The sequence below is a fragment of the Peribacillus sp. FSL R5-0717 genome (assembly GCF_038002945.1).
Classification (GTDB): domain Bacteria; phylum Bacillota; class Bacilli; order Bacillales; family DSM-1321; genus Peribacillus; species Peribacillus frigoritolerans.
In genome coordinates, this window is record NZ_JBBOOF010000001.1 from 4,636,310 (window position 1) to 4,662,500 (window position 26,191).

At 37.5% G+C, this 26,191-nt stretch carries 29 protein-coding genes, 1 rRNA gene and 4 pseudogenes (1 of these 34 only partly in view); 26 read left to right on the plus strand and 8 right to left on the minus strand.

All coding sequences use genetic code 11. From position 1 onward, the window contains the following. The first annotated feature begins 6 nt into the window (after nucleotides 1–6). The 6 genes and pseudogenes from NYE65_RS22280 to NYE65_RS22305 form a co-directional block, all read left to right on the plus strand. Nucleotides 7–222 (plus strand): YneF family protein, encoded by a 216-nt coding sequence (locus NYE65_RS22280; RefSeq protein WP_034312934.1) that lies wholly within the window; start codon nucleotides 7–9, stop codon nucleotides 220–222. A gap of 817 nt (nucleotides 223–1,039) precedes the next feature. Continuing rightward, nucleotides 1,040–1,459, plus strand: coding sequence for an RrF2 family transcriptional regulator (locus NYE65_RS22285; RefSeq protein ID WP_034312932.1), 420 nt, complete (start codon nucleotides 1,040–1,042; stop codon nucleotides 1,457–1,459). A 100-nt stretch (nucleotides 1,460–1,559) separates the two neighbouring features. Beyond that, nucleotides 1,560–1,943 carry an IDEAL domain-containing protein gene (locus NYE65_RS22290; protein ID WP_057276124.1) on the plus strand — a complete coding sequence of 128 codons (384 nt, stop codon included), beginning with the start codon at nucleotides 1,560–1,562 and terminating at the stop codon, nucleotides 1,941–1,943. A 49-nt stretch (nucleotides 1,944–1,992) separates the two neighbouring features. Further along, on the plus strand, nucleotides 1,993–2,307 hold the full coding sequence (gene trxA, locus NYE65_RS22295; protein ID WP_340861713.1) for a thioredoxin: 315 nt from the start codon (nucleotides 1,993–1,995) through the stop codon (nucleotides 2,305–2,307). A gap of 82 nt (nucleotides 2,308–2,389) precedes the next feature. Next, nucleotides 2,390–3,511 carry an NADH-dependent flavin oxidoreductase gene (locus NYE65_RS22300; protein WP_340861715.1) on the plus strand — a complete coding sequence of 374 codons (1,122 nt, stop codon included), beginning with the start codon at nucleotides 2,390–2,392 and terminating at the stop codon, nucleotides 3,509–3,511. Nucleotides 3,512–4,159: 648 nt separating this feature from the next. Further along, a pseudogene (locus NYE65_RS22305) lies at nucleotides 4,160–4,702 on the plus strand (CapA family protein); the annotation flags it as partial. Between the two features lie 205 nt (nucleotides 4,703–4,907). On the opposite strand, the gene NYE65_RS22310 reads toward NYE65_RS22305, so the two are convergent. Next, the gene (locus NYE65_RS22310) at nucleotides 4,908–5,258 is read right to left on the minus strand and encodes a winged helix-turn-helix transcriptional regulator (RefSeq protein WP_327078015.1); all 351 of its coding nucleotides are present in this window, start codon (nucleotides 5,256–5,258) and stop codon (nucleotides 4,908–4,910) included. Nucleotides 5,259–5,405: 147 nt separating this feature from the next. Between NYE65_RS22310 and NYE65_RS22315 the strand changes: the two genes are divergently transcribed. The 4 genes from NYE65_RS22315 (at nucleotide 5,406) to NYE65_RS22330 (ending at nucleotide 7,880) form a co-directional block, all read left to right on the plus strand. Continuing rightward, a complete protein-coding gene (locus NYE65_RS22315) occupies nucleotides 5,406–5,990 on the plus strand; it encodes an NAD(P)H-dependent oxidoreductase (protein ID WP_340861717.1) in 585 nt (194 codons plus the stop codon). A gap of 321 nt (nucleotides 5,991–6,311) precedes the next feature. Beyond that, a complete protein-coding gene (locus NYE65_RS22320) occupies nucleotides 6,312–6,470 on the plus strand; it encodes a DUF1540 domain-containing protein (protein ID WP_065421195.1) in 159 nt (52 codons plus the stop codon). 532 nt (nucleotides 6,471–7,002) lie between these two features. Further along, the gene (locus NYE65_RS22325) at nucleotides 7,003–7,176 is read left to right on the plus strand and encodes a hypothetical protein (protein WP_328177704.1); all 174 of its coding nucleotides are present in this window, start codon (nucleotides 7,003–7,005) and stop codon (nucleotides 7,174–7,176) included. Nucleotides 7,177–7,682: 506 nt separating this feature from the next. Then, the gene (locus tag NYE65_RS22330; RefSeq protein WP_340861718.1) at nucleotides 7,683–7,880 is read left to right on the plus strand and encodes an IDEAL domain-containing protein; all 198 of its coding nucleotides are present in this window, start codon (nucleotides 7,683–7,685) and stop codon (nucleotides 7,878–7,880) included. A 160-nt stretch (nucleotides 7,881–8,040) separates the two neighbouring features. On the opposite strand, the gene NYE65_RS22335 is transcribed toward NYE65_RS22330, so the two are convergent. After that, nucleotides 8,041–8,331: a recombinase family protein gene (locus NYE65_RS22335; protein ID WP_095391315.1), complete on the minus strand. Its 291-nt coding sequence runs from the start codon at nucleotides 8,329–8,331 to the stop codon at nucleotides 8,041–8,043. A 582-nt stretch (nucleotides 8,332–8,913) separates the two neighbouring features. Here NYE65_RS22335 and NYE65_RS22340 point away from each other — a divergent pair. The 4 genes from NYE65_RS22340 (at nucleotide 8,914) to NYE65_RS22355 (ending at nucleotide 10,348) form a co-directional block, all read left to right on the plus strand. Then, nucleotides 8,914–9,537, plus strand: a complete 624-nt coding sequence (locus NYE65_RS22340; protein WP_340861719.1) for a helix-turn-helix domain-containing protein — start codon at nucleotides 8,914–8,916, stop codon at nucleotides 9,535–9,537. Nucleotides 9,538–9,622: 85 nt separating this feature from the next. Then, nucleotides 9,623–9,847: a hypothetical protein gene (locus NYE65_RS22345; protein WP_340861720.1), complete on the plus strand. Its 225-nt coding sequence runs from the start codon at nucleotides 9,623–9,625 to the stop codon at nucleotides 9,845–9,847. Nucleotides 9,848–9,896: 49 nt separating this feature from the next. Next, nucleotides 9,897–10,088: a PRD domain-containing protein gene (locus NYE65_RS22350; RefSeq protein ID WP_340861721.1), complete on the plus strand. Its 192-nt coding sequence runs from the start codon at nucleotides 9,897–9,899 to the stop codon at nucleotides 10,086–10,088. After that, complete coding sequence (locus NYE65_RS22355) at nucleotides 10,085–10,348, plus strand: hypothetical protein (RefSeq protein ID WP_340861722.1); 264 nt, start codon at nucleotides 10,085–10,087, stop codon at nucleotides 10,346–10,348. Before NYE65_RS22350 ends, NYE65_RS22355 begins: the two co-directional genes overlap by 4 nt. Nucleotides 10,349–10,806: 458 nt before the next feature. On the opposite strand, the gene NYE65_RS22360 is transcribed toward NYE65_RS22355, so the two are convergent. Together NYE65_RS22360 and NYE65_RS22365 are read right to left on the minus strand one after the other, a co-directional pair. Next, the gene (locus NYE65_RS22360) at nucleotides 10,807–11,205 is read right to left on the minus strand and encodes a DoxX family protein (RefSeq protein ID WP_328177710.1); all 399 of its coding nucleotides are present in this window, start codon (nucleotides 11,203–11,205) and stop codon (nucleotides 10,807–10,809) included. Between the two features lie 944 nt (nucleotides 11,206–12,149). Further along, a complete protein-coding gene (locus NYE65_RS22365) occupies nucleotides 12,150–12,323 on the minus strand; it encodes an aspartyl-phosphate phosphatase Spo0E family protein (protein ID WP_072272814.1) in 174 nt (57 codons plus the stop codon). A 246-nt stretch (nucleotides 12,324–12,569) separates the two neighbouring features. On the opposite strand from NYE65_RS22365, the gene NYE65_RS22370 reads away from it, so the two are divergent. The 6 genes from NYE65_RS22370 to NYE65_RS22395 all read left to right on the plus strand — a co-directional run bounded on the left by NYE65_RS22370 (nucleotide 12,570) and on the right by NYE65_RS22395 (nucleotide 16,612). Next, the gene (locus NYE65_RS22370; RefSeq protein ID WP_034312916.1) at nucleotides 12,570–13,277 is read left to right on the plus strand and encodes a cytochrome c biogenesis protein CcdA; all 708 of its coding nucleotides are present in this window, start codon (nucleotides 12,570–12,572) and stop codon (nucleotides 13,275–13,277) included. Between the two features lie 423 nt (nucleotides 13,278–13,700). Further along, nucleotides 13,701–14,177, plus strand: coding sequence for a CcdC family protein (locus NYE65_RS22375; RefSeq protein ID WP_034312912.1), 477 nt, complete (start codon nucleotides 13,701–13,703; stop codon nucleotides 14,175–14,177). Between the two features lie 167 nt (nucleotides 14,178–14,344). Continuing rightward, on the plus strand, nucleotides 14,345–15,400 hold the full coding sequence (locus NYE65_RS22380; protein WP_340861723.1) for a YeeE/YedE family protein: 1,056 nt from the start codon (nucleotides 14,345–14,347) through the stop codon (nucleotides 15,398–15,400). Between the two features lie 41 nt (nucleotides 15,401–15,441). Next, complete coding sequence (locus NYE65_RS22385; RefSeq protein WP_340861724.1) at nucleotides 15,442–15,669, plus strand: sulfurtransferase TusA family protein; 228 nt, start codon at nucleotides 15,442–15,444, stop codon at nucleotides 15,667–15,669. A gap of 128 nt (nucleotides 15,670–15,797) precedes the next feature. Further along, on the plus strand, nucleotides 15,798–16,103 hold the full coding sequence (locus NYE65_RS22390; protein ID WP_340861725.1) for a DUF3219 family protein: 306 nt from the start codon (nucleotides 15,798–15,800) through the stop codon (nucleotides 16,101–16,103). Nucleotides 16,104–16,183: 80 nt separating this feature from the next. Further along, entirely contained in the window at nucleotides 16,184–16,612 is a 429-nt protein-coding gene (locus NYE65_RS22395; protein ID WP_034312903.1) for a DUF2621 domain-containing protein, read from the plus strand. A gap of 165 nt (nucleotides 16,613–16,777) precedes the next feature. On the opposite strand, the pseudogene NYE65_RS27345 reads toward NYE65_RS22395, so the two are convergent. Continuing rightward, nucleotides 16,778–16,918: pseudogene (locus NYE65_RS27345) on the minus strand (transposase); the annotation flags it as partial. Continuing rightward, a pseudogene (locus NYE65_RS22400) lies at nucleotides 16,915–17,148 on the minus strand (IS5/IS1182 family transposase); the annotation flags it as partial. The pseudogenes NYE65_RS27345 and NYE65_RS22400, both read right to left, overlap by 4 nt. 148 nt (nucleotides 17,149–17,296) lie before the next feature. Here NYE65_RS22400 and NYE65_RS22405 point away from each other — a divergent pair. The 3 genes and pseudogenes from NYE65_RS22405 (at nucleotide 17,297) to NYE65_RS22420 (ending at nucleotide 23,147) form a co-directional block, all read left to right on the plus strand. Continuing rightward, nucleotides 17,297–18,457, plus strand: a pseudogene (locus tag NYE65_RS22405) (IS3 family transposase). Nucleotides 18,458–18,873: 416 nt separating this feature from the next. Beyond that, nucleotides 18,874–20,019 carry an exonuclease SbcCD subunit D gene (locus NYE65_RS22415; protein ID WP_328177712.1) on the plus strand — a complete coding sequence of 382 codons (1,146 nt, stop codon included), beginning with the start codon at nucleotides 18,874–18,876 and terminating at the stop codon, nucleotides 20,017–20,019. Then, nucleotides 20,016–23,147 carry an AAA family ATPase gene (locus tag NYE65_RS22420; protein ID WP_340861726.1) on the plus strand — a complete coding sequence of 1,044 codons (3,132 nt, stop codon included), beginning with the start codon at nucleotides 20,016–20,018 and terminating at the stop codon, nucleotides 23,145–23,147. The genes NYE65_RS22415 and NYE65_RS22420 overlap by 4 nt, the downstream gene beginning before the upstream one ends. 66 nt (nucleotides 23,148–23,213) lie before the next feature. Here NYE65_RS22420 and NYE65_RS22425 read toward each other — a convergent pair whose 3' ends face one another. Together NYE65_RS22425 and NYE65_RS22430 are read right to left on the minus strand one after the other, a co-directional pair. Beyond that, on the minus strand, nucleotides 23,214–23,621 hold the full coding sequence (locus NYE65_RS22425) for an Hsp20/alpha crystallin family protein (protein WP_034312897.1): 408 nt from the start codon (nucleotides 23,619–23,621) through the stop codon (nucleotides 23,214–23,216). Nucleotides 23,622–23,903: 282 nt separating this feature from the next. Then, complete coding sequence (locus NYE65_RS22430) at nucleotides 23,904–24,050, minus strand: hypothetical protein (RefSeq protein WP_156404311.1); 147 nt, start codon at nucleotides 24,048–24,050, stop codon at nucleotides 23,904–23,906. A 405-nt stretch (nucleotides 24,051–24,455) separates the two neighbouring features. Between NYE65_RS22430 and NYE65_RS22435 the strand changes: the two genes are divergently transcribed. The 3 genes from NYE65_RS22435 to NYE65_RS22445 form a co-directional block, all read left to right on the plus strand. Beyond that, nucleotides 24,456–24,785: an RNA polymerase sigma factor gene (locus tag NYE65_RS22435; protein ID WP_340861727.1), complete on the plus strand. Its 330-nt coding sequence runs from the start codon at nucleotides 24,456–24,458 to the stop codon at nucleotides 24,783–24,785. Continuing rightward, a complete protein-coding gene (locus tag NYE65_RS22440) occupies nucleotides 24,763–25,032 on the plus strand; it encodes a hypothetical protein (RefSeq protein WP_340861728.1) in 270 nt (89 codons plus the stop codon). The genes NYE65_RS22435 and NYE65_RS22440 overlap by 23 nt, the downstream gene beginning before the upstream one ends. 417 nt (nucleotides 25,033–25,449) lie before the next feature. Then, nucleotides 25,450–26,191, plus strand: a 16S ribosomal RNA gene (locus tag NYE65_RS22445) (it continues 809 nt past the right edge of the window).

Sequence of the window (26,191 nt, forward strand, 5' to 3'; positions counted from 1 at the left end):
AATAGTATGTGGGTTTACATTCTAGTTGGCGTACTGGCATTGATTGCTGGAGTAGTGCTGGGATTTTTCATCGCTCGTAAATACATGATGGATTACTTAAAGAAAAATCCGCCAATTAACGAACAAATGTTGAAAATGATGATGATGCAAATGGGTATGAAACCATCCCAAAAGAAAATTAATCAAATGATGAGCGCCATGAATAAACAACAAACAAAATAAGATAGCATGAAACCTTGATATATCAATGTTCTTGGAAGATTGGATGCAAAATTTTATATAATATCGAAATGGATTTAGTCTGAATCCTTCTACCGATTTTATATAAAATTTTGGTTTATCTTTCATTTTTGTTTCTTAAGCCATCTTTTCTGAATGAATGATTCAGAAAAGGTAGTTTTTGTTTTGGAACGGTAAGGTAAGTCCTCAATCTATGTGAGGGCTTTTTTATTTGGAAAGTAAATTCGCCAAAAAATTATACTTGTCCACACTTTCTATCAAAAGATGCATATATAGTATTAAGGAGGGTGGTTAGAATGATAAATGATTTTGTAAAAAAAAGTAAGGTATGTTTTCCTATGTGTGAGCTTAAATTTGAACACAAATGTAAATTTAAAGACAACAAATGGGAATCAAAATTCAAATTGAAATCTAAATGTAAAAAATAATAAATCTTTTCTATTAATCTTTTTATTTAAGCGCTAAACCATTAATGAGTTAGTGATTATAAAAATTGATTAAAGTAATCATCCGAGTAATCGGTGTTTTTTATTTGAATGTTTGTAAATAGAAAAACCATTCATGAAGAAAGAATGGATTCGTTGTCAATTTAGTGTATCTATAATTAAGGGATAAATATTATCACCAAGTCTTACTTTAAGGCTCATTAACTTGGGCAATATTAAAAGCGTAAAGTGGGGATTTCACTGCAATACTAAATTGATCAAATATAATGGAGGAAGCTGTTGAGGTTTTTGAGTTGACTTTATCAACTGTAAATATTAATATTACAGTAATCTCCTTGAGGAGGATACGTAAAGTGAATAGTGATTTTACAATAGCTGTGCATAGTTTGGTCTATTTAGCTTATCTACCAGATCATATGGCAAGCAGTGAGTCCATCGCAGAAAACGTTTGTACAAATTCGGCTAGGATTCGGAAAATGATGAGCAGCTTAAGAAAAAAGGGATTTGTTAAGACTAAAGAAGGTGTGGGCGGAGGCTATATTCTAGACTGTAACCCTGAAGAGGTAAGTTTGGCGGATATTTATATAGCGGTCTCACATGGAACCCTGAAACCAAAGTGGTGTACAGGTGATCCGGAGAAAAAATGTGTCATATCTTCAAATACCCAGGTAGTCATGGATCAAATATTTGATGAAGCTGAATTATATTTTGAAAAATATTTAGAAGATATAACTCTCAGCACATTTTTGGAAAAAATTAAACAATGTCCGTGATATTGATTTAGTTTTTTCTTTGCACAAAATGTATATTTTATTAATACAGTTAATAACTATAGTTTTAATATTAAATGAACATAAAAGGGGTGCTAAGGAAATGGTTGAAAACAATCTGTTCAAAAATGGGGATTGGGTACAGGGAAAATCAAGAGATGGGGAACTTATCCATGGTTTCGTTGAAAACGTAAGCGATAATCGAGAAATCGTTAAAGTGAATGTAGTTGAAAGTGACAATGAAAAAGCGGTTGGGAAATCGATTTGGATTCCGAGTAAATGGACTGAAAAACTGCCGGATCTAGAAGTCAGTAACGAAGCTCATCTTTTGGCCTTAATTGATTTGGCTTTACTTTCTAAAGATGAAACATGGTTTATGGAGTTATCCGGTAAATTGGAATCCATCAAAATCCACCCGAAAATAACTGCCCGGAAATCAGAGGTTCAAATCCCGGGAAATAGAATCGCAAAACTCGATTTTAAATAGTGTGAGTAAAGATCATTAATATTTCGGATAATACAAGGAGGAAATGATCATGACAATAGAACATGTTACAGATGATAATTTTGCTAGTGAAATCAAGGAAGGCTTAGTATTGGTTGACTTTTGGGCCCCATGGTGCGGTCCGTGTAAAATGATTGCCCCAGTACTTACTGAAATAGATGAGGAAATGGGTAATCAGGTTAAGATCGTTAAACTTAATGTGGATGAAAATTCAGATACGACGAGCCAATATGGAGTGATGGGAATTCCAGCTCTTATTCTATTCAAAGATGGAGAAAAGGTAGATCAAGCTATTGGCTTCCAGCCAAAAGAAGCCATTTCGGCATTAATCGCAAAGTATGCATGATTATAATCATAATACGCGGATGATATTTAATTAAGGACTTATACCAACCAACAGGGTGGGTAACTAAATGGAGGATTGCTAAATGAATTCTAAATATACACCATTATTTGAATCGTTCAATTTAGGAAAGAAATTAGAAGTGAAAAATCGATTGGTGATGGCACCTATGACAAATTTCTCTTCTAATCCTGACGGGACTGTAACCGACGCCGAAGTTAACTATTATGAACGTCGGTCAAGCGGGGTCGGCATGGTTATAACGGCATGTACTTACGTGACGGCTAATGGCAAAGGTTTTCACGGGGAATTTGGCGGAGATCAGGATGAATTGATACCTAGTCTAAGTCGTTTGGCATCAGCGATTAAAGCGAAAGGGGCAAAGGCAATTCTCCAAATCTTTCATGGCGGCCGAGAGGTTCCACCCGAATTGGTAAATGGTGATGTTGTCAGTGCAAGCAACATCCCATCGGAAGGTGAAGGGAAAGCAGTTCCACGTCCACTATCTGAAAAGGAAATAGAATCGATCATTCTTGACTTTGGTGAAACCACCAGACGTGCCATTGAAGCGGGATTTGACGGTGTCGAGATTCACGGTGCAAATGGTTACTTGCTACAGCAATTCTTTTCGCCGCATTCGAACCGTCGTGAAGACGAGTGGGGCGGTTCTCTTGAAAGGCGCCTGACTTTTCCATTAGCGGTTGTGGATGAAGTGAAAAAGGCGGTTGCCAACCATGCCAAGGATCCGTTCATCGTAGGTTACCGTTTTTCACCGGAAGAACCGGAAACACCAGGAATCACAATGGATGATACACTTGCATTAATTGATGGGCTTGTAACAAAGGATCTGGATTATCTTCATGTTTCATTAATGGATTTCTGGTCGAAAGCAAGACGGGGAACCGACGTTGACCGACCTCGGATAGAGATCATTAAAGAACGTATCGGAGAACAAGTTCCATTAATTGGTGTTGGTTCCATCTATACAGCAGATGATGCGATCAAAGCACTGCAATCGGGGGTTCCATTAATTGCATTAGGGCGTGAAATCATAATTGATCCTGAATGGGTACAAAAAGTGGAACAAGGCAGAGAAGATGAAATCGTGACCAAAATAAACAAAGAAAATCAGCAGCAGCTTGATATTCCAGACCCATTATGGCAAGCGATCATCCACTCTCCAGGATGGTTTCCGGGGATTGAATAAAAGTTCGTAAAAGTACTGATTTGGTTATATAACCCGGTTAAGAAACACATATATAAGTGTTCTTATCCGGGTTTTTATGTATGGAAAAGTCATTTATATGAATGAGAATCTAAATAGTGATTTTAAATTGAGTCCGAATGAATAACTGAGCATTCTATTTCTAAGCTGATTCGGAAATAAAACAGGGGAAAGTTTAGAGTTTTTATTTACTAGCACTTAAGCCTCAACCGCAGATGCACTTGGGAATTTTGGGCTTTCTTTACGGAACGCGTGGAAAAGGTAGGAAGGACGCTAGATAACACCATAAAAACAACCATTAATTAAAGGCTGTTTTTATGGTGTTATCTTCTTTTTAACAGAATAGCTAATATCAAAGATATTTGTAGAGCAATGATAAGTAAAAGAGACAACATATAATCACTATCTAAAGATGCATCATAGCTAAAGATAAAAAATAAAATTACTGATATGACTAGAATGAAAATGAAATTAATAATGACTTGCATCATGGGCCCCCCCTTCTAACAACAGATCAATAAGACAGCGTCAATGCATATGACCTTGTATCTGTAGCTGTTGTTGGTGTAATAGATAAACCGGCAGGATAAACTGACACAGAAGGTGTACCAGCAATTCTTCTATGACCATATGATATTTGTAAAAGGTCAATTTCAAGAGGAACCAAAAGTCTCGGAAACAAAGGCAGAAAATAAAAAGAAACTTAAACCCGACAACGCTTCATCTCAAGCTCATACACCTGTTCCGAAACAAAAAGTAACTTCAGCAACCATAGGCGCTGTGGGAGATATTTTAATTCACGATAGGGTGTATATACCCGCCCGCAAGTCAAACGGCTCGTATGACTTTAATCCGATGTTCCGATTTGTTAAGCCCTATCTGGGGAAAACGAATATTACGGTGGCTAATCAGGAAACGATGATTGGCGGGAAAGAAATAGGGCTTTCCTCATATCCTTCCTTTAATTCACCAGTAGAGGTGGGAGATGCTCTAAAGGCAAACGGGGTTGATTTCGTGACAATCGCCAATAACCATACACTTGACCGAGGAGAAAAGGCCATTTTGAATGCGCTTAACCACTGGATCAGTATTGGGATGCCTTATACAGGAGCTTATCAATCGTCTGAAGACCAGAAGATCATTCGAATATTAAAAAGAAACGATATTACCTTTTTTGTTTCTCAGTAGCCGGTGGACCGCATATTCCTCCTAATAAGGTAAACACTATTCACCATGTTCCAGTTAAACGGCTTGAACCAACAGACGAACATAATAGGTTGCTGCGGCAACCTTTTTCTTACGGAACTAACGGGGCAGGTTAGTTTAAGATAAACCATGCAAACATAATTAAAAAGAAAAAAGCTAAGACGCACGGCACTTAGCTTTTTGTTAATTTCTTATATTTTTTCCCCCACTCGCCCATACTGTCCAATAGGGGAATAAAACTTTTACCTATAGGTGTGAGCGAGTATTCTACTTTTGGAGGGACTTCTTTATATACTTCTCTGTGAACCATTTGATCTTCTTCCAATTCTCTCAACTGACGTGTCAATATTCCTTTTGAAATATCAGGTAACAGCCTTTGAAGTTCATTAAATCTTCTTGTTTGTCTGCTTAAATGCCATAAGATGACGAGTTTCCATTTGCCTGCGATTATATCTTGAGTTTCTGTAACTGGACAAACCTCTATTTGGTCCTCTGGAGGTTCACCGAACATACTTCGTGCCATAATGAATGCCTCTCTTTCTTAATGGTACTATTTTTGTGACTATGTTATAAAAAAATGACTACTTATAAAAAAATGTCTAATACTATAATATTAGATTACGATTAATAATCCAATCAAAAGATATTAAATACCTGGAGGTTATTTTAAATGAAACATCTTGTTGTTTATGCACATCCATACGCTGACAGCTTAAATCACTCTATCATGGAAACAACAGTCAATGAATTAAAGAAAAGTGGTCACGAAGTTGTTGTCCGTGATTTATATGCACTTGATTTTCAACCTGTACTGAAACCAGAAGATACAGCAGCTATGAAAGCAGGAAAAACTCCTGATGATATTAAAACGGAACAAGAATTTATTGCTGAAGCAGACGTAATAACATTTATTTACCCTATTTGGTGGACAGGTCTTCCAGCTATTCTTAAAGGATATGTAGACCGAGTATTTGCATTTGGGTTTGCTTATTCTGCTGGACCAGAAGGTGTAATTAAATTATTAGAAGGTAAAAAAGGTTTTATCATCAATACACATGGTACTCCTAATGAGGTTTACGATGAAATTGGTATGACAGCAGGTTTGAAAGTCACTTCTGACATTGGAATATGGGATTTTACTGGAATTGAACCTGTGGGCCATTTACTATTCGGAAGTATTGGATACCTTGATGAAGAAGCATATAAAGGTATATTAAAGAAAATTGAAGATACAATTAATTCCCATTTCTCATAGGCACATACAAATATTAGAAATGACTACTCATAACTGGGTAGTCTTATATTATTTTTGAAAGGTTCTTATTCCACTAATGGGTGCGTTAGTTAAGTAGGTATGGCGGCTTTGTCAGCCTTTTGATAATTGCCTCCAGAAACAGCTGAAGGCATGGCGAATTCCATTCTATCTGCTCCCTTATGGTCAGCAAAGAAGGCGAGTGTGAGCTTGGTTTTACAGACATTTGGGTAGTTCCATAGAAGAAGGAAAAAGCTTATGTGAGTTTATCCATATACAAAAACGGGGATATGTTACTAAACGATAAAGAGGAGGAGACATTTTATGAAACTCGAAGTTTTATGTAACGTGGAGAATTGTACGTACTGGGCCGAGGGGAATCAATGTGTTGCCGACTCCATTTATGTCGTGGGCCTTGATAACAATGACGCTGACAATGTTGAGGAAACGGCATGTAAAACCTTTGAACATCGCAAACAATAATGGAATACAGAATGGACCGGGCGGCTGATGCCGCCCGGTTTTTTATTTCGAGAAATAGGAACAGTCCCCTATCTGTATGCAGTCATACCGGGTTCCTTTCCCATTTTTAATGGGGACTGTTCCCTTAAAAATAATTTAATTAGAACGACTATGAAAGAGGGATATACCTTGAAAATCAATTTAAAAACTTTATTAAATTAATAAACAAAATAATTTTATTAAAGCAAGTATCTATATTAGCGGGATATAATGTTGGACGTAATGATAATGTTCTAGTCTAGGCAATCAATAGTCATTCCAACTATTAAAAAGGAAGGGCAGATAAATAAAAATTATCTGCTCTTTTTTAATTTATCCTCTATTTGAACTAACATGTGAACTAATGTACTTACACTAAAGGGTGCGTTAGCGCCATAAGAAGGTTGCCACATGGTGGCCTTAGGATGAGAAAAGTGACAATAGCTGATTAAATCGGTCTTATAATAGGTGAATAAAGAATATAATTAGACTTCAGATAGGGGTGAAAATAAAAATGAAACCAGATGAAACAGAAGAGTTTATTTTACTAAATCAGATTGTTGTAACGGAAGAGTTTTTAAATTCCAATCCGAGTGTTGAAAAAACACTACAAGTTTTAAATCATGTTAAACGGACAGGCTGCTTAGATGAACCCATTATGATAAATAGGGATACAAAAGATCCTTAGGGACGGTTACAGACGCTATATTGCAGCCCAAAAGGTGGGGATGGAATTAGTCCCCATTATTTATGAAAAATAAGCTTTTACATAATCAAAAATAGAAAAATGGAAGAAAACCCCTATAATCAAAATTTTTTGGGGGGGTATCCTATAAGTTCGTTTAGTTTAAACCAGAACCATCCAGCAATCACTGAACAGCTAAACGTAAACCTACCTGAAAGTAAAACATTATTTTTAAAGTCAAAAACACTACTTTTTTTAAAAATTTAATGCTGAGAAACGCTCTACAAATAAATTAACTAACTTTAGATTTATAATTACCTATTCGATTCAAATTAGAGAAATAAGATTATTTAAGGAAGTACTTATGTAATATATAATTAGTTTTGTTATTGAAAACATATAAAACAATTATCTGTCTAATAGATATATTATTGGAACTACTTAACTTAATATTTGAATATTCTGAAAATGGTGGTATAATAGAAAAAAGGTCAAGGAGTTGGTTTCCTATGGAAAAGAATTTGGCTAATACACCACCACAACCTGAAATAAACGTTAAGGATTCTGAATTTGCTGAAATGGTGTTAAACAAAGCTCTTCTTAATTTCCGAAAAGAGCAAATCCGAAAAGAGATTGACCAGTCATTACAGAATCAAAACAAAGAAGAATTCCTACGATTAACAGAGGAATTGAAAAACATTTCTTAATATGTTGTTTATAAAATGAACTAATCATATTTGTAACTTTAAGAAGTACACCAAAACGCCAACCCATATCTATGGATTGGCGTTTATGATTTTTATCGATTAAGCACGATATTATAAATAAGTTATTATTTATTCCAAAACTCGTCCTTTTTTGAACACATCACTGTTCGATTTGAAAAGGACGTTTTTTATTGCCTTCTCCTTCAGCTTCCAATTCAATAGCAATATTATGAAGGTCCCTAACAGAACGGGCCAAGCGGTCAATTTTAGTAACGACTAATTTATCACCTTTTCTTAATGCTTTTCTTGCATTGTCTAAATCCTGGCGATCTGTTTTCTTTCCACTTTCTTTTTCCATATATATTATTTCGCAACCATATTCTATTAATTGTTCAATTTGGCTTTCAAGCGACTGTCCAACTGTCGATACCCTTGCATATCCAACTTTCATTTGCTCATACCCTTTTTTTTCCTAAAGTTATATATCTTCTATACTTTTAATTACAGACTATCTTTTAGACATAAACAAGAACAAAAAGAGGAATATGTAACTTTTGGATATATCTTGCGCGTGTTTTAAGTGATAATTTGCACATCCAACTTTTAACCCCAGCTACCTTCTTATGAGAAGTTTAGCTGGGGTTCTTCATTAATTATGTCCAATCACTAAGCTATTTCGTGCAGCCTATACTACTTCGGTGGTAATGGATGTAAGGTGATTGATTTCGAGGATACGTTCAATTTGAGAAATAGACGGTAAAGTTACCGTTTATGACTTTTGGCAGATCTTTCTTTAGTGGTATGAACGATTGTTTTGTAAAAATGGATTTACTTTAAGTACTCATTGGTGTTAGCTTGATGGGTATGTGTCTGTACCCCTATAAGAGATACATCTTTTTTCGATGGATATTTGATTTATAGTTTGAATAAAAAGTGTTAACGTTTACATTTTTGCAAATTGAAGTTGCAATAAGATGTACTAAACTATTAGAATATTGCGAATTATAATGAAACTATGAAAGGAGTTACTATCATGAAAGAACGGACTCAACGAGTACTTACCAGGTTTTTGACAGTAAATACCTTTTTGACATGTGAGGATTTAAGTAAAGAGTTCAATATTAGCGAGCGTACTTTTCGAAACGAATTGGTCCTGATTAATAAATATCTGGCAGAGAATAATTATCCATCAATTACGACGACAAGAGGAAAAGGGTTGAAGTTAGACCTAACTGATGTGGATCGCGAAAAGCTCCTGTCCAAAATTGGTGATGACAGAGAAACAGATTATTATCGGCCCAATGAACGTTTTCTTGCCTTACTTTTAGATATTGCCGATACCACTAGAACGACAATGCTCTTTAAAATGGAAGAAAAACTGCAGGTATCGAAAAGTACATTGGATGAGGATATGAGAAGACTTCGTCAGTTTTTAAAGGAATATGGGATTTCTGTAGTGAGTTTAACGAAGCAAGGTATTGTATTAAAAGGCGATGAACGCTCAATACGCACTATGTTATACGATGTGATTAACAGTATGACAGATATTGCTAAACTAATGGAGTACCGAGATATAGATACAGTAAATACTTTTACAGATCAATTTGTTCGATTATTTGGATACAAATGCATTAAGGGTCATTGGAGAACATTATGACGAAGTCTTTGAAAAGTCCAGAGTGGAGATTAATCATGTATACCGGAATCAAAGCATTCTTTTTTTAGGTATATGGGTAAGGCGGTTGCAAGAAGGAAATACCCTTAGGGAATTAGCCAAAGTTAGAGCCGAAATAAAAGAAGATCCTGTCAGAAATTTTGTCGATTCCATCTGTATGGAGTTTGGTTTATATCCATCATTAAATGAAATTAAATATACTACTTTTACAATCGAATCGTTTAATCCAAAAGATATGAATAATTCATTCGATTGGGTTACCGCACAAATTATTAACTATTCAATTAATTGAGCATGTAGAAAAAGTAACCAGAATCCCCTTTTCTCAGAGAGAAGAAGATTTGTATGAAGGTTTGTATAGGCATATCACAGGGTTATTAAGCAGGGTGAAGAACGATTTACAGGTATTTAATCCGTTGAAAGACACTATTAAGGAGTCCTATGCCGAGATTTATCAGGCAGTCACTTGCTTTAGTAAGCAAATAGAGGACTACATCAAAAAAAATTATCAGAAGATGAGATCGGGTTTTTGACCGTTTATTTTTCAACGTCTGCCAGCCAGATTAAGCAGAAAGAACAATATGTTTATCAGGCAGTTGTGCTTTGTAATCATGGGGTTTCAACTGGAAAGCTTTTGGCTGCGAATTTGAAAGAGCATTTCAATATCGAGATTGTTGCAATATTGAGTTCGTATGAATTAGCTTTTATTGACAAGCTGGATGTTGATTTAGTTTTTACGACCATTTCAATTGATTATCCAAGAAAACCTGTATTATTGCTTAATCCAATATAAAGAGAAAGTGACAAGAAGGAAATTAAAGTTTTTTTACTCAAAAATAAGAAAAAGAGAAGGATCGTTTCCAATAAGTTAGATGCTACACAGCTAATGCAGGATATTTAGACATGATATTTCAAATTAGGAACTATTGTTTTCAATCCAAGATTTTCTTTTGTATTAACATAAAGAATAGGATTCGATGGTACTCTATAATTTAATGGCATTATTCCAACTCCTTTGTGAAAATTACTGTACAAGAGTGATGCTTAGGGAGTTTGCATTTTAATATTGAAACCATCTAATTTAAATATGGGACAACCTATTTAAACTATACTCGAAGTAACTATCACTCAGTTATAAGCTTTGATAACCACTAGAAAAATTTCTTAATAATGGGGAAAAGTAAAAACACGGAGTGGTTATAGCCAACTCCGTGTTTTTCATAATATAGGGATTATAAAACCCAAGCTTCCTTAAAATAGAAAGGAATCAAGAGAGTATGGGCCAGCTCCGGTTAGCGCAACGCCAATCGCCACTGCAAGAATGGCAAGATTATATTCATAACCGTTTTGAGTTGCCCAGTAGCCATTTGCTCCATGGACTTTAACGATCGCAACGAGCATTGTAAGTGCAATTAATATACCTGCAAAGGGTGTAAGGAGACCTAAAGCAAATAACGCTCCGCCTATAAGTTCAGATAGACCGGCAAATATGGCCATGGTAATTCCTGGCTTCATCCCAATTGAATCAAACCAGCCTCCTGTGCCTTTCAAGCCATGACCGCCAAACCACCCAAATAATTTTTGAGCTCCATGTCCAACAAACGATAACCCTATTACTATGCGTATAACTAATAAACCAATACCAATCATTTATGATTCCTCCTAGAGTTTATTTTGAATTTAGATATCTTTAATTCGAGATTTATGTTTAAAAAAAATAAAGTGATATTATCTCGAGTTAATTTATCTTTAATTAAAGATAATATTTTTTGATTGATTTGTCAAACACAATTTTTATCATTTAAATTTAAAATGATTGCTTTAGAAAAAGGAACGAGGATAGGTGAGGGTTTTCCAGGTTGAATTTGAAAATAAATATATTTAGGTAGAAACAAGCATTCCTTTTATTTGTAAGGGATATCTCTTAAACGAATGCCTCCTGCTACATACATCTTACACATGAATTTCACACTGTTACTCGTGAATTTAGCTGAATTACTCATAAATTTGTGCTATTTACTCGTAAATTTAGCTGTTGCCCTCGTAAATATTGCGTTTACTCGTGAATTTACACGATTTACTCGTGAATTCGCTCTATTTATTCGTGAGTTTAGCTGATTTACTCGTGAATTCTTTGCATTTACTCGTGATCATTATATACGGAAATCAATTGAGGCCGCCGACTTGGAAGTACAGTTAAGAAATTGATTAAGAACCGGCCGCCATTACTTAAGGTGTTTAGATAATCGAAAAATACTCATATGTGGTGTATAGAGTGCTGCAACGAGGATTAATAACGTACACAACCGGGTGTCACATTGGGGTAGGAAGTGGTCCGGACGGTTCTTCCATCTTAGCTGGATCTCCTGCTGTTCTAGTTGTGACAACCTATCCTCCGACATCCCGATGCAAAATGATTCTTATGCATTATTTTAAATGGAAAAACAGGCAATGCCCATGGCGGTTGCCTGTTTTCTTATATTGCAAAGGTCATGCCTAAGTATCCTAATTGAGAAAGAAGGTAAAAAGGGGAGATTGACAGCAAAATAAATCATATAATAACTTATGTGGTTATCAATGGGAGATGTACTGGATTAAAAATTTGTACCGGTTTTATAAAAAAGTTCATTATATTTATTTAGTAACTGATCAAGTTGCTGGCTATATTCAACGGCAACATGAGAGTTTAAACCATCTTTAGCGACAATTTTGATAAGTTCATTTCTCTTTATTTCAATCTGTTCGAGAAATTCATTCTTTTTAGCCATTATATTTCCTTTCTGGCCCCAACATTTATTTCAAGGTACCCTTAATTTATGTGTTCGTTGTAAAATCTGTATGAATATAACAATTATATCGGCTTGGACTAATGAATTCAAATAAGTTAACTTAGCCTGTCGCCCATCCAGTTATAAGCTATTGGTTGTCATGAAATATTCACAGTTCCATAAATGTATTTTTTTATCTTATTTGTTACAATGTTTATAGGTTGACATACATAGGAGTGAGCTTATTTGAATGATATTAATATGTTTTTAGCTTTTGGGGCGGGATTTCTGAGTTTTATTTCGCCTTGCTGCTTACCGCTATATCCGGCCTTTTTATCTTATATCACTGGTATGAGTGTAGGTGAAATCAAATCCGAGAACGCCATGCTCCAAAGAAGAAGCATGCTGCATACTTTATTCTTCCTTCTTGGGTTTTCCCTGGTTTTTATTGCAATTGGTTTTAGCACTTCATACTTAGGTTCTTTTTTCTCGGATTACAAAGAATTAATTCGTCAGATTGGTGCTATCCTGATTATCATTTTTGGTTTATTCATTGTAGGAATCTTTCAGCCGAAATCTTTGATGAAAGACAGTCGTTTTGAATTCAAGAATCGACCTAGCGGATATATAGGTTCCATTCTTATCGGACTGGCCTTCGCCGCTGGATGGACTCCTTGTGCAGGTCCGTTGTTAGGTGCTGTCATTTCATTGGGTGCAACGAATCCAAGTGCTGCCATGAGCTATATGACTGCCTATATTTTAGGATTTGCCATCCCGTTCTTCATATTATCCTTCTTTGTCGGAAAGTTGAAATGGATCAAAAAGTACAGCCAATACATCATGAAGATTGGCGGATATTTGATGATTATAATGGGTGTAGTTTTATTTTTTGATTGGATGACCAAAATAATTGCAGTCCTGTCTAGACTATTCGGTGGCTTTACAGGTTTTTAGTCCATAATAAGTTAATTTTTCAATATTATTCTAATTGAGGCCAGCTATTAGGTCTTATGGTGCCCAATTCGTTGATTTTCGGTATAAGTCAGTCACTAAGTGGTTGATGAAGGCGGGATTGGGCGGTAAGCATTGAATATTATATAGAAATTAAATCCTGATCTAAGAAATTAAGAAGGAACTTCAGGCAGCGATGTTCATAATGCAAAAATGGTTGACGAAGTCTATAGAAGCCGGGACCAAGGTTTTATCGTCAAGCCTTTTGTCGAGGCGGGAATTGGAAGCATCATCAATAGCGGGCTTAATTAATAAACACCTCCTTGTTTATCTTAAATAGGTACTATATACTTTGTTTATAAATTGAAGTCATATATAATTTTTAATGGTACTTACCTATTATTAGTTAAAAGGGATGGTTAAGAGATGATATATATATCAACAGGTATAGCGATTGTGATGGCTATAGGTGTTTTCATATTACGGATGAAGGAAACGAAAAAACCAGTGAATGAAAAGAAAATCATTTTACCGCCGCTGTTTATGAGTACCGGTGCCTTGATGTTTATTTTCCCGATGTTCAGGGTCACTCGATACGAATTGTTGGAGGCTCTTGTTGCAGGAATGCTATTTTCCATCTTATTGATCAAAACATCTAAATTTGAAGTTAGAGATGAAAAAATTTATATTCTGCGCTCTAAAGCGTTCATATTCATATTGATTGGTCTCATGGTGATTCGACTGGTGGCAAAGCTGATGCTGGGAAGCACGATTGAAATCGGTGTATTGAGCGGAATGTTTTTCTTACTTGCTTTTGCGATGATCGTTCCGTGGAGAATTGCCATGCTTTACCAATATAAGAAAGTTAAAGCAGCCAGTTTCGGCGGAGGCAGTATGGTTTGATAATCAAAGGAATAATCTACAAAACCTGAGTCGTTATTCATGATGACTCGGGTTTTTCATTTGCATGGGAACTTCATTAGAAAAAAATCAATCCAAAAACCTAGTAATTTCATCCGAATTATATTATATTAGTATTATTATTATTTTACTTAAGGAGGAAACGGTACATGTTACAAATGATTGTGTTAGGGATTATTTGTGGTTTACTGCTGGGATTTGTGCTTCAAAGAGGCCGTTTCTGTGTTGTTGGTGCATATCGTGATTTGATTTTAGCTAAAGATGGACGGATGTTTTTGGCTACATTTGTTGTTATAGCGATACAAAGTATTGGAGTTTATGCATTGAAGGACACAGGGGTCATTCAGTTTGGAAATGATGGTTTTCCATGGCTGGGAACCATTGTGGGTGGCTTTATTTTTGGTATTGGTATGGTTCTGGCAGGAGGTTGCGCGACTGGAACATGGTATCGTGCCGGAGAGGGCATGATCGGAAGTTGGGTTGCCCTTTTTGGATATATGCTAGGGGCAGCAATGACGAAATATGGTGTATGGAAAGTGGCAGGGGATAATCTGTTATCTTATCGTACAAATGATACGTATATTCATGAAACGTTAAATGTTTCGCCTTGGGTTCTCGTTATTATTGTGACACTCTTGGTTGGCATATTGGTGATTCGTGAATTGAGAAAACCGAAACTTCCAATCTTTAAAATGAAACCGAAAAAAACGGGATTGGCCCACATCTTATTCGAGAAACGCTGGCATCCTTTTGTGACAGCATTATTGGTCGGCCTTATTGCAATCATGGCTTGGCCGCTGAGTGCAATGACAGGGAGGATGTTCGGACTTGGAATTACAGCGCCTTCCGCGAACATTTTAACTTTCCTTATCACCGGAGATGATGCGTTAATCGATTGGGGCACGTTTTTAGTAGTAGGCATTTTCCTAGGTTCTTTCATCGCTGCCAAAGGGAGCGGGGAATTCCGTTGGCGTTTGCCAGATATGAAAACGTTACGTAATAATGCAATTGGCGGTGTAACCATGGGATTCGGTGCAAGTGTTGCCGGGGGATGCACAATCGGAAATGGCCTGGTGAATTCGGCGTTATTTGCTTGGCAAGGTTGGATTGCGATTGTCTTTTTCCTGCTGGGTACATGGGTAGCAACATATTTCACGATCATCCGTAAGCAAAAGCAGGCAGCCGCCGCATCCGAAGCGGCTTAAGATATGAGTCAAAAACTTTTTAATCAAGGAGTGGAATATAAATGGCAAAAGTATTGGAAACGACTGGAATGGTGTGTCCATTCCCTTTAGTGGAAGCAAAAGAAGCGATCGCGGACATGGCAAAAGGTGAGGAATTGATCATTAATTTCGATTGCACACAAGCAACGGAGAGCATTCCGCGTTGGGCTGCTACAGAAGGTCATGAAATCACCGAGTTCGAGCAAATCGATGGCGCTAAATGGCGTATAATCGTTAAAAAGGGAAAGTAAATTGATTTGAAGAAAACGTGCTCAGGTTTCCTGTGCACGTTTTTTCATTTTTTCAAGGTTGAATAATTGGCGCTGAGAGTTTCTAGTGATAACATGTCTTTAACCACTTTATTAAGGAGATGTTGATAATGGTTGACGAGGTCATTTTAAACAATGTTCCGCTGCAAGTTACGGATTTTCTTTTTGAAACTGTAAAGGATTCTGAAGGTAAGGAAATCAGAAAAGTCAGTTTCAATTTCAAGGTCACACATAGTGAATATCATGATATTACTACACTTCTTTATCAGATGGTTTTTGATTTAAAGATTCCACAGTCAAACGAGGAGTTTCGTGCAGAGATTTTTAACTATGCAACTTCGGTCACGAATCTATATGAAGAAAATGCGGTAGGGGATTTTTCACTCGTCCTGCTGGAAGTGAACGGTCAAGAATGATTGCATTGCCAGTCTTGTAAAGATATGGGTTACTGTCTATAATAATAGTGACGATCATTCTATACATATGAGGTGGTACTTTGCTTAGCGGATGGTTTTTATGGTTCATTCTATTTTGGGTAGCCCTTTTAATTATATTGATGAGCATAGGTGGCTTTTTCATGTTTCGAAAGTTCCTGAAAAGATTTCCAAAAGAAGATGGGAAATCCGATATGGATTGGGAAGAATACTATTTGGATCAAACAAAGCACTTATGGTCAAAGCAGCAAAAGGAATTACTGGAAGATTTAGTGAGTCCTGTGCCAGAACTTTTTCGTGATGTTGCACGTCATAAGATTGCGGGAAAAATCGGGGAGTTGGCGCTAAAGGAAAAAGCGGGCGATATTACGGAAGATTTAGTGATACGCGGCTATATCATTGCCACACCAAAGCGGGACCATAAATTTTTGCAAAAAAAATTAGCTGAAAGAAAGGTGAATATGGGTCCATATGAACATTTATTCAGCTAATGATGAAAAAAGCAGACTCATTTGGAGTCTGCTTCAGTTTGTAGACAAAAGGCGTTCAGAATAAAAAAATTTCGAACCCCTTTTAAAATTCCCTTTTTAATTTTGGCCAAAGGTTAAGAGATTTGGGCTCTTCGAGCCACTAGGTTATGCTATTTTAGGACCTTGTCATGTCCACATGGCAATCTTCTTTAAATTAATGGCAGTGAAAGTAAGCAGCGCTTGCATCGACAATCTTTTAAGTCCCCTTAAAGTAGTCCAACGCATACCTTGCTTTTCTTTTGCATCCGCGAATACACACTTAATCGTCGTATGGAACGAATAGCGAAGGTATATTGAATGAATGTCAGTTTAACTAAAATAACTGGATCATTACTTCGGCGTCCTACCTCTGAATACATATCTTTCACCAAGTCATAAAAGAAAGTGAAGTTAATGGAAGCCTCCATTTTACGAACCAAATGGTTCGGCGGCACCAGTTGATCAAAAGTAATCATTTCAAGTTGTTCTCGTTGAATAGAATGATGTTTCGAAAGCATCCTGATCACCTCAAGTTTTAATAGATTTATTTTAAAACAAAAAAGACTGTAGGCAAAAGGAGTTTGGTATTATCCCCTTCAGGTAGACAGAGAAAAAAGAGAACATGATAAAATGTTCTTAACTGTCAATCTGGAGGGGGTTTTTTGTATGGCAAAAAAGGGGCAAACGTTTCAAGTGTATACAGAAGAATTAAAGAGAGAAGTGGTTCGTCTGAAAGTGGAGGAAGGTTGGTCATATCGCCAGATTCGTGAGCGTTTTGGTATTAAAAGTGATGCACAGATAGCGAGTTGGGTGAAGAAAGTGCAGAATAACGAGTCTTTTGAAGATCAACGTGGTGTATGGAACCGTAAGAATTTTTCTAGTGTCGAAGAGGAAAATGCCTATCTAAAAGCGCAGGTGGATTATTTAAAAAAGCGCAATCCAAATCTACATGGGAAGGAATGGTCCTGAAAGCCGAAAGGTTTCAAATAATCGATGGTTTGAGGAAAACGTACCCACTTTCGTGGCTATTAAAAATCGCTGAAGTTTCAAAGGCTGGATACTACAAATGGCGGAAGACACATTCTACTCGTTCTTTGCGACTTGAGAAAAATTTATGGATAAAAGAACATATTTTAGCCATCCATAAGCTACACCCCTACTACGGATATAAACGGATGACTGGAGCTTTGTTCAGAGAAGGAATCGTTGTAAACCACAAGCGTGTTCGTCGATTGATGAGAGAGTTGGGGGTCCAATCTGTCATTCGGAAGAAACGCCCTTTCTACGGTCGAAGAGGGTCAGTTGTATTTCATAATGTCTTAAATCGTGAATTCTACGCAGAGATGAGGTTTCATAAGTTAGTAACAGATATAACCTATGTACGGATTGGAGACACGTTTGTCTACCTTTCTGCCGTTTTAGATTTGTATAATAATGAAATTGTTGCATGGGAAGTTTCTACACGAAATGATCTTGAATTGGTTCATAATACGCTAAACCAGCTAAGGGACAAGCCGATTAGCAAGGGGGCTCTCCTGCACTCAGATCAAGGATTCCAATATACGACGAAATCATATGAAAATCAGGTGAAGGAACTCGGCATTCGAGGAAGCCACTCTCGTCGAGGCAATTGTCACGACAACGCGTGTATAGAAAGCTTCTTCTCACATTTAAAAACAGAAAAGTTATATTTAAAATGTCCAAAAACAGCAGAGCAAGCTTATCTAGCTATTCAAGAGTATATAGAGTATTTACAATACGGCTCGCTTTCAAGAGAAATTCAACGGCCTTTCCCCAATTGAATATCGAGAAAAGGCCGCAGCTTAAAAAATACTCTTTTTTTTATTGTCTACTTGACAGGGTTATGTGCAGTTCTATCCAAATTTTTAAACATAGTTGATTGGAGCGGGTGTGCGAGACTCCTGCGGGAATAGCGAGTCTAAAGGAGACCCCACAGGCGCGAGTGCGCCGAGGAGGCTCCCGGACCGCCCGCGGAAGGCGAGTGCCTGAAGTGGAAATCAACGTCAAAATTTGTACAAGCAAAAAAAATGTAGACAAACTCGATTTTCATCGCGTTTGTCTAAATTCAGAAGCAGACTCATTTGGAGTCTGCTTTTTTCATTTTGAATCATGCAAAAGAATGGAGCTGCGTGGTAAAAATTAGAACGTTTGTACCCAAACCATGCTATTCGTTAAATTTTTGATATAATAATAGTAAGTAAAATTTAGGACGGAGTGAAACTATGAAATTTATCCATACGGCTGATTGGCATTTAGGTAAAATCGTTCACGGGGTACATATGACAGATGACCAAAGGCATGCGCTCTTGCAATTCATAGAAATTGTCGAAGAGGAAAAACCGGATGCGGTTGTGATTGCCGGTGATTTATATGATCGTTCCGTTCCGCCGACTGAAGCGGTGGAGCTTCTTGATGAAATCCTTTATACGATTAATGTGAAAATGAATACACCGATCGTTGCGATATCGGGAAACCATGATTCTGCGGAAAGACTCGCATTCGGTTCATCATGGTATCGTCATAGTCAGTTATACATTCATGGGAAATTGACAAAAACATGTGAGCCGGTTCGCATCAAGGGCGTGAACTTTTATTGTGTTCCTTATGCAGAACCTGGGACGGTCCGCCATCTTTTTGAAGATGATAGTATCCATTCCCATCAAGAAGCAATGAAGCGGGTAACCGGAACGATAGCCGAGAATTTCAATAGTGATGAGCCGAATGTCTTCGTAGGACATGCTTTTGTATTAGGCGGAAAAACGAGCGATTCGGAAAGGGTCTTGTCGGTAGGTGGTTCTGGCTGTGTCTCATCCGACTTATTCGATGCGTTCGATTATACGGCACTTGGGCATTTACATAGCCCAGACGCGATACGTCATCCTAAGGTGTTTTACTCTGGATCACTATTAAAATATTCTTTTTCCGAGTCCAAGCAGAATAAGTCGCTTTCCATCGTCGATATGCAAGAAGATGGAAGCTTTGATATTCGTTATCGTTCTTTGGCACCCAAGTTCGATATGAGGGAAATATCCGGGGTTATGGAAGAGTTGCTTGATCCCGCTTTCTATCAATCGCAAAAAAGGGATGACTATTTGAAAATAACACTAAATGATGAGGGTGCACTCATCGATCCTATTAACCGCTTGCGTCAGATTTATCCGAACGTACTTCATCTGGAGCGAAAGTGGGATTTGACCGACCTTAGGAGGAAAAATTCCTTCACTTCTGTAAAAGATGAACGGAAATCAGAATTGGACCTGTTTGAAACGTTTTATCAAGAAATGACAGATAGGGACTTTGATTCACAAAAGCAGGATTTGATGGTTTCGGTAATTGAAGCTGTTAAGAAAGAGGAGGCTTTGAAATGAGACCGGATATTTTAACGATGCAGGCATTCGGACCATATGCAGGAAGCGAAACCATTGACTTTAATTCCCTTGGGGAACGGACCATGTTTGTCATCTCTGGAAAGACAGGCTCAGGGAAAACAACGATATTTGATGGGATTAGTTTTGCGATATATGGAAAAGCCAGCGGTGAAGATCGGAGCGGGCAAGATTTACGAAGTCAGTTTGCCGAAGATGATCTGTTGACTGAAGTATCATTACAATTTATCCTGCGTGGAAAAACGTATTTGGTGACCCGGTCGCCACAGCAGGAACGGAAGAAAAAAGCAGGTGAAGGAACAACTACGGTTGGAGCAAAGGCTGAATTATATGAGGTTTTGCCTGAAGGAAAAAAATTGCTGGGTGCGAATGTAAGGGAAGTTGAAGAAAAAATAAAAGTACTCATTGGACTTGATGCGAACCAATTCCGGCAAATCCTGATGATTCCACAAAATGAATTCCGAAAACTGTTAACTTCCGACAGCAAGGATAAAGAACAGATTCTCCAGAAATTATTTCATACTGAACTTTATAAACGAATAGAAGAAAAATTAAAAGAAGAGGCTTCCATCCTAAGAAAGCAAAGCGAAAAAAGTGCTCAGCGGCGAATTGAATTGATGAAAGGCATCCATCCTGGAAATCATGAAGAGCTGCAGGCGCAATTGCAAGGGGAAGAGCCTAATGAACAGCAGGTTTTACCGTTGTTACAGGGAGTCATTTTGCAAGCAACAGAAAAAAATGAATATATAAATAACCAAATACAGGAAAAGCAAAAAGCTCGTGATCAAGTAAATCAAGAGCTTTCAAAAGCTGTCGATTTATTAAATCGATTTTCGGAAAAAGATAAACTTCGAAAAGAAAAAGAGGCCCTTGAAGCAAAGCTGCCAGAAATGGAACAAGTGAAAGTCCAAATGAAAATGGCACACAAAGCGGCTTCACTTGAAAAGCAGGAACAATACTATTTGCGAATTGGCAAACAAGTGCAAGATGCGAATGCCGAACTTCAAAAGTTAAGCGAGCAGTCCGAGAAGTTACGAACTGAGCGCATTGAGAAGCAGGATTGCTATGATAAGGAAATGTTGAAGGAAAATGAAAGAGAGCAGGCAGTCCGAGCTGTTCATCAGCTTGAGCAGGTAAAAGAGGCTGTCATGACTTTTTCAAGCTTAAAAGCACAGGTTACCTTAGATGAAAAAGAGTGGCAAACTTGTAAACGACTTCGTGAAAAAACTGTTTCGGAACATATGTCGGTCGAAGCGGAAGCTGAGAAAGTCGCTCAAGAAAAAACAGAAGCGGAAAAAGCGGCTGTTCTTTATCGTGATCAGGAAATTGAAGCAGAAAGAAATCATTCAGCTTTATCGAAAATTAAAAAGCTTCAAGAAGTTCTTTATGAAATCCAGAATACGAAACGAGTGCTGGATGAAAAGAATAATCGGTTCCAGGAGTTACAAAGAATACAAAATCAGGAGAAGGAAAAACTGGAAACCCTGAACCGAAACTGGCGATCAGGCCAAGCGGGTATGCTTGCTTTCATGCTGCACTCTGGAGAAAATTGTCCTGTGTGCGGTTCACAAAGTCATCCAAAACCAGCACAGATGCATGAGCATATGCCGACGGATTTTGAACTGAAAGAGCAAGAAAACAAGCTGAAAACGGCGGAACAACAAAAAAGCCAAGCTGAAAGTGAATATTATCAAGCGAAATCCAAATATGACGCACTGTTAGAGTCTTCACAAGAGAAGCTAAGTGACTTACAAAATGACATGCCGGAGTTTAGGAATGAAGATATTAATGAGCATTTGCTGCAGTTTGTACAAAAAGGAAAAGTGCTGCAAGAACAGCTAAAAGAATTGATGCGGAAAAAGTCAGTATTAAATGATCAGGAAAAAAGGTTGCTGGATTTAAAAGAGAAAGCGTCCGAGCTAAAGGAAAATCTGATCTCTTTAGAGAGAAAAGAGGACCAAGGGAAAACCAGGTATATTGAAAACTCTACAAAACTAACAGGATTAACGGATTCCCTGCCAGACGGAATACGGACAGAGGAAGAATATAATGCAGCTTATCTAATGGCAGTAAATACGCAGAAACGCTTACAAATTGCCTTGGAAGATGCACAAAAAAACCTTCAACTGGTGAAGGAAAGAGAATCGGCCATCAGTGCGAAAAAAGAATCCCTAAGTGGAAATATCGAGGCTTTAAATACAGAATTGAAAGAGGAGCGGGAAAAGTTAATTGCGGATATGACCAATCAAGGTTTTTCCAATTATAAAGAATATACGGCAGCAAAAATATCGGAAGCAGCTCTTGGAAATTTGGAGGACCAAGTTCAGCAGTATAATCAAAATTGGCAAAGTGTTTTAAGTCTGTTTCATGATTTGGAAATGAAATTAAAAGATGTGACCAAACCGGATCTTGAAGGATTGAAAAAGACATTCGATTTCATAGATGAAGAATTGGGGTCGTTACGCCAAAAACAGAATGAGTTGCAGGCTGAAAAACGGACTAACGAAGAAATCCAAAGGAAATTGGCGCAAATTAGGGAAGAACAGAAAAGTTTGGATGAAAGGTACAGTATCGTCGGTCATCTGTCTGAGATTTCCAAAGGTCAAAACTCCTTTAAAATAACTTTTGAACGTTATGTACTGGCAGCCTTTTTAGATGATATCTTAAAAGAAGCCAATTCAAGGCTGCTGAAAATGACAAGCGGAAGATATCAGTTATTGCGAAAGCTTGATCCTACACGAAGGAATATCCAGAGCGGTCTGGAGTTATCTGTGTATGATCAATATACAGGACAAGAGAGGCATGTCAAAACCCTTTCGGGAGGAGAGAGCTTTAAGGCTTCCCTTGCACTTGCCTTGGGTCTTGCAGATGTTGTCCAGCAGAATGCTGGCGGAATTTCACTTGAAACGATGTTCATCGATGAAGGTTTCGGTACGCTCGACCCTGAATCTCTTGATCATGCAATTGAAGCATTAATGGATATACAAAGCACCGGGAGATTGGTAGGGATAATATCCCATGTCCCGGAATTGAAAGAAAGAATCGATGCACAGCTTCAAGTCATTTCGACACAAAAAGGAAGTCGGACGTCCTTTTATTTTGCTGGTTAATCAAGAAAAAAGAATGGCTAAGGGGGAAGTGGTCCCTAGGCCATTCTTTTTATTTTTATGAACGAACTACTCAATGTTAATATCTTCAGCTGTTTTTCCGGGGGAAAACTTATGGATGCGAATCACCAATATCGGATTCGAGAATTCAGCGGTAATTCTTCGTGAGCAAATCGAAAAAGGGAAAGGGATCTTTCTCTGTGTGGGTAGCTTATCTTCTTTTTTTTCAAGAAATGGCTTATGAGTATCGTCAACGATGATCGATAGCTCATTATCACTTAGGCATACTTTAATATCTTTCACATCATGATCTTCCAAAACCGCTTCCACCATATACTCATCGTCACTTTCGTATATATCAATTGAAAAAAGTTGATGATCCAACGCACAAGTTTCCGGATCCAGAAAAAAACTTTTTACCCATTCATCAAACTTTTCAACCTCAGTCATTTGCGATCCATGTTGATTGTCTTGCATGTTGATACCCCCGGTTTTCCTTTGAGGTATTATATGATGGAGCATGAAGAATGGTGATTGGAAAAGTGAAATTGAAGATAATAAAAGATTCCGGGAAATTGGTTCGAAAAATGTAAAAAGCAACCAATGCAAAGGGACGATGTGTATGCGGGTATTAAAAAGCAGAACAAGTTATAAAAGAAAGGGTCATAAGTCCTTCTAAAAGAGTGGATTTTTTAGAAGGATTGTAACTTTATAAGTACAAATAAGGCTTATAAAGCATGTAACTTGTTAAACTAAGGGCTATCTCAACTCATCCCAATATAAAAAGACATACTCTGGTTCATGCTCTTTTTTTAACTCATCAACACTTGCTATTATTTCTAAAGTTTTCTTTTTATTCGTACGTAAAGTATTACTAGCGTTCTGTTTTAAACCCTTTTCATCCATGATATACACTCTCCTTTTTAGCATAGTTTGTGTCCTGCCCCTCTTCTTATTCTTGTTTTTGCAAGGAATGTAATCAGTTGAAATATTCAAAATAAAAGAAGGGAAATGGAATGTATTGTAAAAATCAGCTTACATAGTTCACTCTAATATGTATGTCTTATGCTGCTTTGTTCATTTCACACGTGCAAATAGAGGCTAAAGGAAACAAACATTAAAAAGATTCTTGTTTGTATAAGAGAACATATTGTGAAACATTTCACTTAAAGTAACGGGGCAGGTTAGTTATGTTGAATTAAATGCTTAAGCCGCCATTTTGTTTGGCGGTTTTCTGTTGCCAATAAAAATAAATATTTTTTGTAACAAAATTGACTTGAATCGGATATATAGACGAAAGGAGGAAAAGGATTGGGAGAACTAGATGAAATTTATAGCAATTATGCTGAAGAAGTTTTTAAATATCTAATGTGTCTTTGTCACAACTCAGATTTATCAGAAGAACTAACACAAGAAACCTTCTATCAAGCTGTAAAATCCATTGATAGATATAATGGTGAATGTAAAATGTCAAAAATGTCAGTTTGGCTTTGTCAAATAGCGAAGCACTCCTATTATAAGCATCTTGAACGTAATAAGAAACAACAAAGACATATGCTTCAAGATGACGCAATACATACTTCTCCTGAAGCTGAACTTATTTATTCGGAAGACAAAATTGCCCTCAACAGAAGTGACTGAAAAAGAAGAAAAACAACTTCTTACCATTTTTAAAAAGTATAATAAAAAACTTAATTTGTTAGCTGTTTTACCAGCAGCAGATATAGAAGATTGTTTACAAGAAAATGCTTCTGTAAAACAGAAACCTACAACGATCTATCCTATTGAGTACAATAAAGCTGCCATCGTCATTGGGAACGAGGGGATACTTAGGAAGAATGAGCCTATTACCCCTAGTGGTTACCATTTAGGAACTGTTGTTAATTAGTGATGTCTCTCAATAGTCTGTTCGTACGAACTTTTATATTCATATTGAATGATCCATCGATTATTTTAGTGCGTCCCAGTTGATTAATTTAAAGATGAAACACGTAGGGTGTTTTTTTGTATTCATTAACAAGAGGGTTTCAAGAGGAAAATGTTATTAGAGATTCTTATTTTACGAATTAAATGTTGACACTAAAGAAAAATAGCAGTATGATAATGAAGTCGCCTAATTAATGAGCGATTTTAAAAAAAGAAATACTTCGTAGAAGTTGACAACTATTCAACGTTATATTAAGATGAATTAGTTGAAAAAAACCTTCAACAAATTGCTCTTTGAAAACTGAACAAAACAAAGCGCCAACGTTAAATTATAAGTGAGCACACACTATCAAAAAAGCAAATGAGCAAGTCAAACATTTCTTCGGAGAGTTTGATCCTGGCTCAGGACGAACGCTGGCGGCGTGCCTAATACATGCAAGTCGAGCGAATCGATGGGAGCTTGCTCCCTGAGATTAGCGGCGGACGGGTGAGTAACACGTGGGCAACCTGCCTATAAGACTGGGATAACTTCGGGAAACCGGAGCTAATACCGGATACGTTCTTTTCTCGCATGAGAGAAGATGGAAAGACGGTTTACGCTGTCACTTATAGATGGGCCCGCGGCGCATTAGCTAGTTGGTGAGGTAATGGCTCACCAAGGCGACGATGCGTAGCCGACCTGAGAGGGTGATCGGCCACACTGGGACTGAGACACGGCCCAGACTCCTACGGGAGGCAGCAGTAGGGAATCTTCCGCAATGGACGAAAGTCTGACGGAGCAACGCCGCGTGAACGAAGAAGGCCTTCGGGTCGTAAAGTTCTGTTGTTAGGGAAGAACAAGTACCAGAGTAACTGCTGGTACCTTGACGGTACCTAACCAGAAAGCCACGGCTAACTACGTGCCAGCAGCCGCGGTAATACGTAGGTGGCAAGCGTTGTCCGGAATTATTGGGCGTAAAGCGCGCGCAGGTGGTTCCTTAAGTCTGATGTGAAAGCCCACGGCTCAACCGTGGAGGGTCATTGGAAACTGGGGAACTTGAGTGCAGAAGAGGAAAGTGGAATTCCAAGTGTAGCGGTGAAATGCGTAGAGATTTGGAGGAACACCAGTGGCGAAGGCGACT